This is a genomic window from Mycolicibacter sinensis, from assembly GCF_001673565.1.
Classification (GTDB): domain Bacteria; phylum Actinomycetota; class Actinomycetes; order Mycobacteriales; family Mycobacteriaceae; genus Mycobacterium; species Mycobacterium sinense_C.
The window spans coordinates 1-8,558 of sequence record NZ_LZMF01000120.1 but is presented as its reverse complement, the minus strand read 5'-3'; the positions used below and the strand labels follow the sequence as shown (position 1 = coordinate 8,558).

The window sequence follows — 8,558 nt, the reverse complement described above, 5'->3', positions numbered from 1 at the left end:
CACCTCGTGCAGCAGACGAGTGCTGCTGGCCGGTTGGGAGGAGTTCGACGAGCCGGTCGACCGGATCGTGTCCATCGCGGCGAAGGTCGACTCCACATGGACGGCCTGGTTCTTGCTCAGCGTCAGGCCGATCACGTTCACGTTGTACTTCTCGATGGCCCGGCGCATGGTGGCGCCCCAGCCGCAGCCGATGTCGAGCAGCGTCATGCCCGGCTGCAGTCCCAGTTTGCCGAGCGAAAGGTCGATCTTGGCGAGCTGGGCTTCCTCCAGCGTCATGTCGTAGTGCCGGAAGTAGGCGCAGCTGTAGGTCTGGGACGGATCGAGGAAGAGCCGATAGAAGTCGTCGGACAGGTCGTAATGGGCTTGTACGTCTTCGAAATGCGGGGTCAGCCGGTCGCTCATGAGGGGTGGCCTTTCGGTCCGTCGGGGGCTTGCCAGTGCCGCCCGAAGGCCGTCCCTCCCCAGTCGGCCGAACCCGCATACCCGCTGTCGTCCCGGGTAAACAACAGCTCGCGTAAAACAACGCTGCCACCAACGGCAGCGCCGGCCCCTCGCCGGCGCTACCGGCTAAGCGACCGGGATGGCCGGGATCCCGCCGGGCAGCCCGGGAATCCCGCCGGGAAGCCCCGGAATGCCGCCGCCCGGCATGCCCGGGACCATCGGCAGCTCCGGCACCTGGCCGCTGGCCAGCTGCGACAGCATCTGCGGGCAGTAGACCTGCACCGCGATCTCGGTGAACAGCTGCGCCATCTCCGGTGACATCGCGGGACCGCCGCCCAGGCCGGCGACCGGCGCCGCCACCGAGGCGGCCGTGCCGGCGGGTTCGGTGAGCATCGGGCAGACGGACTGGCCCAGCGCCGCGGTCGCGGCCGGGTCGCCGACCGGGACGCCCGCCCCGGTCAGATCGGACAGGAACGACGTGTCCACCGGACTGCCCTGCGCCGGCGCCGCCAGCCACACGGAGGCGATCAGGCCCGCCCATACCGCCCCGGCCGCGGTCATCGCCGTCGCCGTCGGCACCGCCGTCCTCGCCCGGCTGTACTCCATGTCGGTCCCCCATCCGTTGCGGTTGCGGGCGGCTCGATGGCCGCCCGTCGGTAAGAACACTGCAGCAGCGCAGTCACGACGGTGACACGGGCAGGTCACGCTTGGTGCACAGTGCGGAGCGTCGACTGGTTTTCAGGAGTCCGACAGCGTTGCCCGCACGCACACCGTGATGTAGGGCAGCGCCAGACCGGTCGCACCGACCAGCGCCGGGTGGGTGGCCAGCAGCGCGCGGACCTGGTCCAGCGTCTTGGTGCGCACGGCGTCCGGTGAGGTGATGCAGTAGCTGCGGGAGGCGACCAGGTCGATCAGCGCCTGCGGTGTCAGGTAGTTGGTCCACTCCACCTGGTGGCCCTCTATGTCGCCGAACGGTTCGGGCAGGTGCACGCCGGCATCCACCGCGTCGCGGGCGTCCTCGCGGCCGATGATCGTGCCCAGCTCCTTGACCCAGCCCAGCCGTTCGTCGCGGGTGTTCCACACCAGGCCCAGCCGGCCGCCGGGCCGCAGCACCCGCACGAGTTCGGGGATGGCCCGCGCCGCATCGAACCAGTGCCAGGCCTGGGCCACCAGCACGGCGTCGACGCTGTTGTCCGGCAACGGAATCTGCTCGGCCGTCCCGAGCAGGGCCGGGGTCCCCGGCAGCGCCGCGGCCAGCACCTCGAGCATCTCGGCGATCGGGTCCACGGCCACCACGTCCAGGCCGCGCTCCACCAGCCGGGCGGTCAGCTTTCCGGTGCCGGCGCCCAGGTCGAGGACGTCGCGGGCGCCCGGCGGCAGCAGCCAGTCGATGGCCTCCGGGGGATAGGACGGGCGGCCCCGCTCGTAGGCGGCGGCCTGCGAGCCGAACGACAGCGATCGGTCGTGCCGCGCCTCGGGGCTCACCGCCGGCGGTCCCCGGCCGGGCCCACCAAGTCCAGAGTCTGACGGATCAGCGCGCCGACGCGATCGGTCTCGAGCAGGAAGCCGTCGTGCCCGTACTCGGAGTCGAGCACCTGCAGGCCGTCGCAGCCGGGCAGCAGGTCGGCCAGCTCGGCCTGCAGGCGCAGCGGATACAGCCGGTCGGAGGTGATCCCGGCGACCACCGCCGGCACCGGGCAGCCGCGCAACGCCGCCGCAACGCCACCCCGGCCGCGGCCCACGTCGTGGGAGGACAGCGAATCGGTCAGCGTCACATAACTGCCGGCGTCGAAGCGGGACACCAGCTTGCCGCCCTGGTAGCCCAGGTAGCTCTCCACCGCATAGCGGCCGCCGGCAGCGGGGTCCTCGCCCTCCTGGGCGGCATTGGCGAACCGCCGGTCCAGCTCGGCCTCGCCGCGGTAGGTCAGGTGCGCGATGCGCCGCGCGACCGCCAGCCCGGCCTCGGGACTGCGGCCGGTGCCGTGATAGTCGCCGCCGCACCAGTCCGGGTCGGCCTTGATCGCGGCGATCTGAGTGCTCTGGGTGCCGATCTGGTCGGCGGTCGCGCGCGCGCCGACCGCCAGCAGCAGGCCCGCGCCCACCTTGTCCGGGTGGCCGATCATCCACTCCAGGCCGCGAGCGCCGCCCATCGAACCGCCCAGCACCGCGGCCACCTCGGTAATGCCCAGCGCGGCCAGCGTGGCGATGTCGGCTTCCACCTGGTCGCGAATGGAGATGGCGGGAAACCGTGAGCCCCACGGCTTTCCGTTCCGGGCCAGCGAGCTGGGGCCGGTCGAGCCGCGGCAGCCGCCCAGCACGTTGGTGGCCACCGCGCACCAGCGGTCGGTGTCGATCGGGGCGCCCGGCCCGACGATCCCGTCCCACCAGCCCGCGGTGGGATGCCCGGGCCCGGCGGGCCCGGTGACGTGGGAGTCCCCGGTCAGCGCGTGCAGCACCATGACGACGTTGTCGCGCTGCGGCGACAGCTCGCCCCAGCGCTGCACGGCGATGCTGACGTCGTCGAGCACCGCGCCGCTCTCCAAGCGCAGCGAGCCGATGCCGACCACCCCGGTCTCGCCTTCGGCGGGCAGCACCTGCCTGGACACGTCGGAGATCGTCATGGCCGACCGCCTCAACGCGCCGCCAGCGCCGACGACTTGCGGAGCTCGGCCGAGGCCGCGGCGAACCCGAGCTCCAGGTCGGCCAGGATGTCCTCGATGCCCTCGATGCCGACCGACAGCCGCACCAGGCCCGGGGTGACCCCGGTGCTCAGCAGTTCGTCCCCGGACAGCTGGCTGTGGGTGGTGGACGCCGGGTGGATCACCAGTGAGCGCACGTCGCCGATGTTGGCGACGTGGCTGTGCAGCTTCAGCGCGTTGACGAAGGCCTTGCCGGCCTCGACACCGCCGGCCACCTCGAAGGACAGCACACCGCCGACGCCCTTGGGCGCCAGTCGCTGCGCCAGGTGGTGCCACGGCGAGTCGGCCAGCCCGGCGTAGTTGACGCTCAGCACGTCGTCGCGGGTGGCCAGGAACTCCGCGACCCGCTGGGCGTTGGCGACGTGGCGCTCGATGCGCAGGCTCAGCGTCTCCAGCCCCTGGGCGATCAGGAAGGCGTTGAACGGCGAGGCCACCGACCCGTAGTCGCGCATCAGCTGGGCACGGATCTTGATCGCGTACGCCGGCGGGCCCAGATCGGCGTAGACCAGGCCGTTGTAGCTGGGGTCGGGGGTGGTGAAGCTCGAATGGCGGCCCTGGGTCCAGTCGAAGTTGCCGCTGTCGACGACCACGCCGGCGATCGCGGTCCCGTGCCCGCCCAGGAACTTGGTGCACGAGTGCACCACGATGTCGGCGCCCTGGCTGATCGGCTGGATCAGATACGGGGTGGCGATGGTGTTGTCGACGATCAGCGGCACACCGTGGTCGTGGGCCACCTTCGAGACCCCCGGGGTGTCGAGGATGTCGATCTTCGGGTTGGAGATGGTCTCGGCGTAGAACGCTTTGGTGTTCGGCCGTACCGCTGAGGCCCAGGACTCCAGGCTGTCGGGGTCCTCGACGAAGCTGACCTCGATGCCCAGCTTGGGCAGCGAGTAGCGGAACAGGTTGTAAGTGCCGCCGTACAGCCGCGGGCTGGCCACGACGTGGTCGCCGGTCTCGGCCAGGGCCAAGATCGCGAACGTGCTGGCGGACTGTCCCGAGGACAGCAGCGTCGCGGCCACCCCCCCCTCCAGCGCGGCGATGCGCTCCTCGATGACCGCGCTGGTCGGGTTGGTCAGCCGGGTGTAGATGTTGCCCGGCTCGGCCAGCGCGAAGCGGGCCGCGGCCTCGTCGGTGTCGCGGAACAGGTACGACGTGGTCTGGTAGATCGGCAGGGCGCGCGACCCGGTCTCCGGGTCACCGGCGTGGCCGACGTGGATCTGCTTGGTCTCGAACGACCAGTTGTTACCGGCGGTCATGTGTGAATGCTTTCTTCCGTGAGTTGTTATCGCTGGCGCAGAGGTGGAGTCAGTGACAACAGCAACGGGCGAGCGGGCACAAGGAGGCACGCATCAGGTTCCCCTGTCTACTCGGGGGGCCCGTGGTGGCGGACCCGCGCTTGCCGCGTAGCCGGTGCTGGCTACTCAACCCGGTCAATCACCCGGGGCACCCCACCGCGGTTGGAGGGTTGCCGGCCAGCAAGCCGGGGCTTAGCGCTGGCACTCATGACCGCTTCGCAGCCTATCTCATCCCGTGGAGGTGCCGCCACCTGCTCACCGCCGGTGGCCGCCGTTGCGCGGTGCGAGATACTGAGGCCGCCGTGTACAACGCGGAGCACAACCACACACGAACCCTGACGCCGGGAGAACAGCCATGTGCGCCGACCAGCCGACCATCATCTACACGCTGACCGACGAGGCGCCGCTGCTGGCGACGTATTCGTTCCTGCCGATCGTGCAGGCCTTCACCGGGCCGGCGGGAATCGACGTCAAGCCCAGTGACATCTCGCTGGCGGCGCGCATCCTGGCCCAGTTCCCCGACGTCCTGACCGAGGCCCAGCAGGTGCCCGACAACCTCGCCGAACTCGGTCGGCTCACCCACCTGCCCGACACCACGATCATCAAGCTGCCCAACATCAGCGCCTCGGTGCCGCAGCTGGTCGCCGCCATCAGGGAACTGCAGGGCAAGGGATTCAACCTGCCGGACTATCCCGAGGACCCGAAGACCGACGACGAGCGCGACATTCACGACCGCTACGCCAAGTGCCTGGGCAGCGCGGTGAACCCGGTTCTGCGGGAAGGCAACTCGGACCGGCGCGCACCCAAGGCGGTCAAGGAGTACGCGCGCAAGCACCCGCACAGCATGGGGGAGTGGTCGATGGCGTCGCGCACGCATGTGGCCACCATGCGCGGCGGTGACTTCTACCACGGCGAGAAGTCGATGACGCTGGACCGCGACCGCGACATCAAGATGGAGCTGAAGACCAAGAGCGGCAAGACGATTGTGCTCAAGGAGAAGGTGCCGCTGCTGGCCGGCGACATCATCGACTCGATGTTCATGAGTGTGGCCGCGCTGCGCGAGTTCTACGAAGCCGAGATGGAGGACGCCCGCAAGACCGGCGTGATGTTCTCCCTGCACGTCAAGGCGACCATGATGAAGGTCAGCCACCCGATCGTGTTCGGCCACGCCATCAAGGTGTTCTACAAGGACGCATTCGCCAAGCACCAGAAGCTCTTCGACGACTTGGGTGTCAACGTCAACAACGGCCTGTCCGACCTCTACAGCAAGATCGAGACGCTGCCGGCCTCGCAACGCGAGGAGATCATCGAGGACATGCACGCCTGCCACGAGCACCGCCCCGAGCTGGCGATGGTGGATTCGGCCAACGGCATCACCAACTTCCACTCGCCCTCGGATGTGATCGTGGACGCCTCGATGCCGGCGATGATCCGGGCCGGCGGCAAGATGTACGGCGCCGACGGGCGGCAGAAGGACACCAAGGCCGTCAACCCCGAGTCGACCTTCGCCCGCATCTATCAGGAGCTGATCAACTTCTGCAAGACGCACGGCCAATTCGACCCGGCCACCATGGGAACCGTCCCCAACGTCGGGTTGATGGCGCAGAAGGCCGAGGAGTACGGCAGCCACGACAAGACGTTCGAGGTGCCCGATGCCGGTGTCGCCGACATCGTCGATTTGGCCACCGGTGAGGTGCTGCTGACCCAGAACGTGGAAGCCGGCGACATCTGGCGGCTGTGCCGGGTCACCGACGCCGCCATCCAGGACTGGGTGAAGCTGGCCGTCCAGCGGGCCCGGGCCTCGGGCATGACGGTGGTGTTCTGGCTCGACACCGAGCGTCCGCACGAGGCGGGGCTGCGCAAGAAGGTCAAGGCCTACCTGGCCGAGAGCGACACCGAGGGCCTGGAGATCCAGATCATGCCGCAGGTGTGGGCCATGCGCTACACCCTGGAGCGGCTGATCCGCGGCCAGGACACCATCGCCGCCACCGGCAACATCCTGCGCGACTACCTCACCGACCTGTTCCCGATTCTGGAGCTGGGCACCAGCGCCAAGATGCTGTCGATCGTGCCGCTGATGGCCGGCGGCGGCATGTATGAAACCGGCGCGGGCGGTTCGGCGCCCAAGCACGTCAAGCAGCTGGTGGAGGAGAACCACCTGCGCTGGGACTCGCTCGGCGAATTCCTGGCGCTGGCAGCCAGTTTCGACGACCTGGGCGTCAAGGCCGACAATGTGGGCGCCAAGGTCCTGGGGGCGACGCTGGACGCGGCGATCGGCAAACTGCTCGACGCCAACAAGAGCCCGTCGCGCAAGACCGGTGAGCTGGACAACCGCGGCAGCCAGTACTTCCTCGCCAAATACTGGGCGGAGGAACTCGCCGCGCAGACCGAGGTCCCCGAGCTGGCCAAGCACTTCGCCGCGGTGGCCGACGCCCTGGACAAGAACCAGGACGTCATTCTCGACGAGCTGACCGTGGTGCAGGGCAAGCCGGTGGACATCGGCGGCTACTACGCGCCGGACCACGACATGACGGCGGCGGTGATGCGGCCCAGCCCGACGCTGAACGCCGCGATCGACGGCAAGGCCTGACGTTCCCGGTCGAACGTGAAGACAATTTCACGCTCGGCGGGTTTTGCTAACGCGCGACGTGCGACAATGCGCCGGTAAGGCGATGACGATGTAGGAAGCCGGTGCGAATCCGGCGGTTCAGCGAGGCTCGTCGGAGTTGGCCCCAAGGGTCGGCGAAGGCGAGCCGAAGCTGGGACCGCCGCTTCAATTCCGGAGCGGTCCCGCCACTGTGATCGGGCGTGAATTCACCCCGAGAGCCAGATACTCACGTCGTCGCATCCTGCGATTCGGGGCGGGGACCCCAGAGAGCTGGCAACCGTGACGACGCCGATTTGGATAGCGTCTCCACCGGAAGTCCATTCCACATTGCTGTCGGCCGGCCCCGGTCCCGGTCCGCTGTTGGCGTCGGCGGCGGCGTGGATCGCGCTGAGCACCGAGTACGCCGAGATTGCCGACGAACTGGCGGGGCTGCTGGCTGCGGTGCAGACCGGGGCGTGGCAGGGCCCGTCCGCTGAGGCGTATGTGGCGGCCAATGCGCCGTATCTGGCCTGGCTGATCCAGGCCGGTGCCGCCGGGGCGGCGATGGCCGCGCAGCAGCAGACCGCGGCGACCGCCTACAGCAGCGCATTGGCGGCGATGCCGACGCTGGCGGAGCTGGCGGCCAATCACGCCACCCACGCGGTGCTGGTGGGCACCAACTTCTTCGGTGTCAACACCATCCCGATCGCGCTGAATGAGGCCGACTACGGCCGGATGTGGTTCCAGGCCGCCGCGGTGATGTCCACCTATCAGGCTGTCGCCGGAGGGGCGGTGGCATCGAGTCCGCAGACGGTGGCGGCGCCGCAGATCGTCAAGGCCGAATCGGCCGACGCCAGCCAACCGCAGCTGCCGCCGGACCGGCAGAACGACATCATGGAGTGGCTGCAGAACAGCGGCTACACCGATTTCTACAACAATGTGTTGCAGCCGATGATCAACGAACTGGCGGCCAACCCTTACTTCCAGTCGATTTTCGCCGGCTTCGATCCCTGGCTGCCCGTCCTGGGCAACCCGCTGAGCTTCTTCAGCCCCTACAACATCGCGTTCGCGCTGGGCTACCCGATGGACTTCGGGTCGTTCGCCGCCTACCTGTCGCAGACGTTCGCCTTCATCGCCGCCGACCTCACCGCGGCGTTCGCCTCCGGCAACCCGGGCACCATCGCCGCGACGCTGTTGTTCACCGCCGTGGAGGCGATCGGCACCATCATCACCGACGTGATCGCCCTGCTCAAAACGCTGCTGGAGCAGGCCCTCGTGCTGATCCCGGTCATGCTGCCGATGATGACCGCGGCGCTGGCGCCGCTGGCCGGGGCGCCGCTGGCCGGGCTGGCGGGGCTGTCCGGTCTGGCCGCCCTGCACGCCGTGCCGGTGCCGCTGATCCCGGCGCCGCCGCCGTTCGCCGGTCTGACGGTGGCGCCCACGCCACCGGTCCCGGCGCCCGCCCCGGCTCTCCACCGGGTTCCTGACACCACGAGACGGCGGCCAGCCTAGCGCAGAGCGCCGTGCAAGAATGTC

The 8,558-nt window shown here is 69.2% G+C and carries 6 protein-coding genes, 1 pseudogene and 1 riboswitch; of the genes and pseudogenes, 2 read left to right on the top strand and 5 right to left on the bottom strand.

Annotation, left to right across the window (positions count from 1 at the left end; translation table 11 throughout):
- The 5 genes from A5648_RS24110 to A5648_RS16720 form a co-directional block, all read right to left on the bottom strand.
- On the bottom strand, positions 1-402 hold a 402-nt coding region (locus tag A5648_RS24110; protein WP_207511738.1), incomplete at its 3' end, for a class I SAM-dependent methyltransferase.
- 165 nt (positions 403-567) lie between these two features.
- Positions 568-1,107: a DUF732 domain-containing protein gene (locus tag A5648_RS16735; protein ID WP_234787452.1), complete on the bottom strand. Its 540-nt coding sequence runs from the start codon at positions 1,105-1,107 to the stop codon at positions 568-570.
- A 72-nt stretch (positions 1,108-1,179) separates the two neighbouring features.
- Positions 1,180-1,926: a class I SAM-dependent methyltransferase gene (locus tag A5648_RS16730; RefSeq protein WP_065025627.1), complete on the bottom strand. Its 747-nt coding sequence runs from the start codon at positions 1,924-1,926 to the stop codon at positions 1,180-1,182.
- Positions 1,923-3,062: a homoserine O-acetyltransferase MetX gene (gene metX, locus A5648_RS16725; RefSeq protein WP_065025626.1), complete on the bottom strand. Its 1,140-nt coding sequence runs from the start codon at positions 3,060-3,062 to the stop codon at positions 1,923-1,925. Before metX ends, A5648_RS16730 begins: the two co-directional genes overlap by 4 nt.
- 11 nt (positions 3,063-3,073) lie before the next feature.
- On the bottom strand, positions 3,074-4,396 hold the full coding sequence (locus tag A5648_RS16720; RefSeq protein WP_065025625.1) for a bifunctional o-acetylhomoserine/o-acetylserine sulfhydrylase: 1,323 nt from the start codon (positions 4,394-4,396) through the stop codon (positions 3,074-3,076).
- A 131-nt stretch (positions 4,397-4,527) separates the two neighbouring features.
- Positions 4,528-4,648: riboswitch (SAM riboswitch) on the bottom strand.
- A gap of 142 nt (positions 4,649-4,790) precedes the next feature.
- Here A5648_RS16720 and A5648_RS16715 point away from each other — a divergent pair.
- Together A5648_RS16715 and A5648_RS24990 are read left to right on the top strand one after the other, a co-directional pair.
- A complete protein-coding gene (locus A5648_RS16715; RefSeq protein WP_065025624.1) occupies positions 4,791-7,025 on the top strand; it encodes an NADP-dependent isocitrate dehydrogenase in 2,235 nt (744 codons plus the stop codon).
- A 297-nt stretch (positions 7,026-7,322) separates the two neighbouring features.
- Positions 7,323-8,516: pseudogene (locus A5648_RS24990) on the top strand (PPE family protein); the annotation flags it as partial.
- Positions 8,517-8,558: the final 42 nt, after the last annotated feature.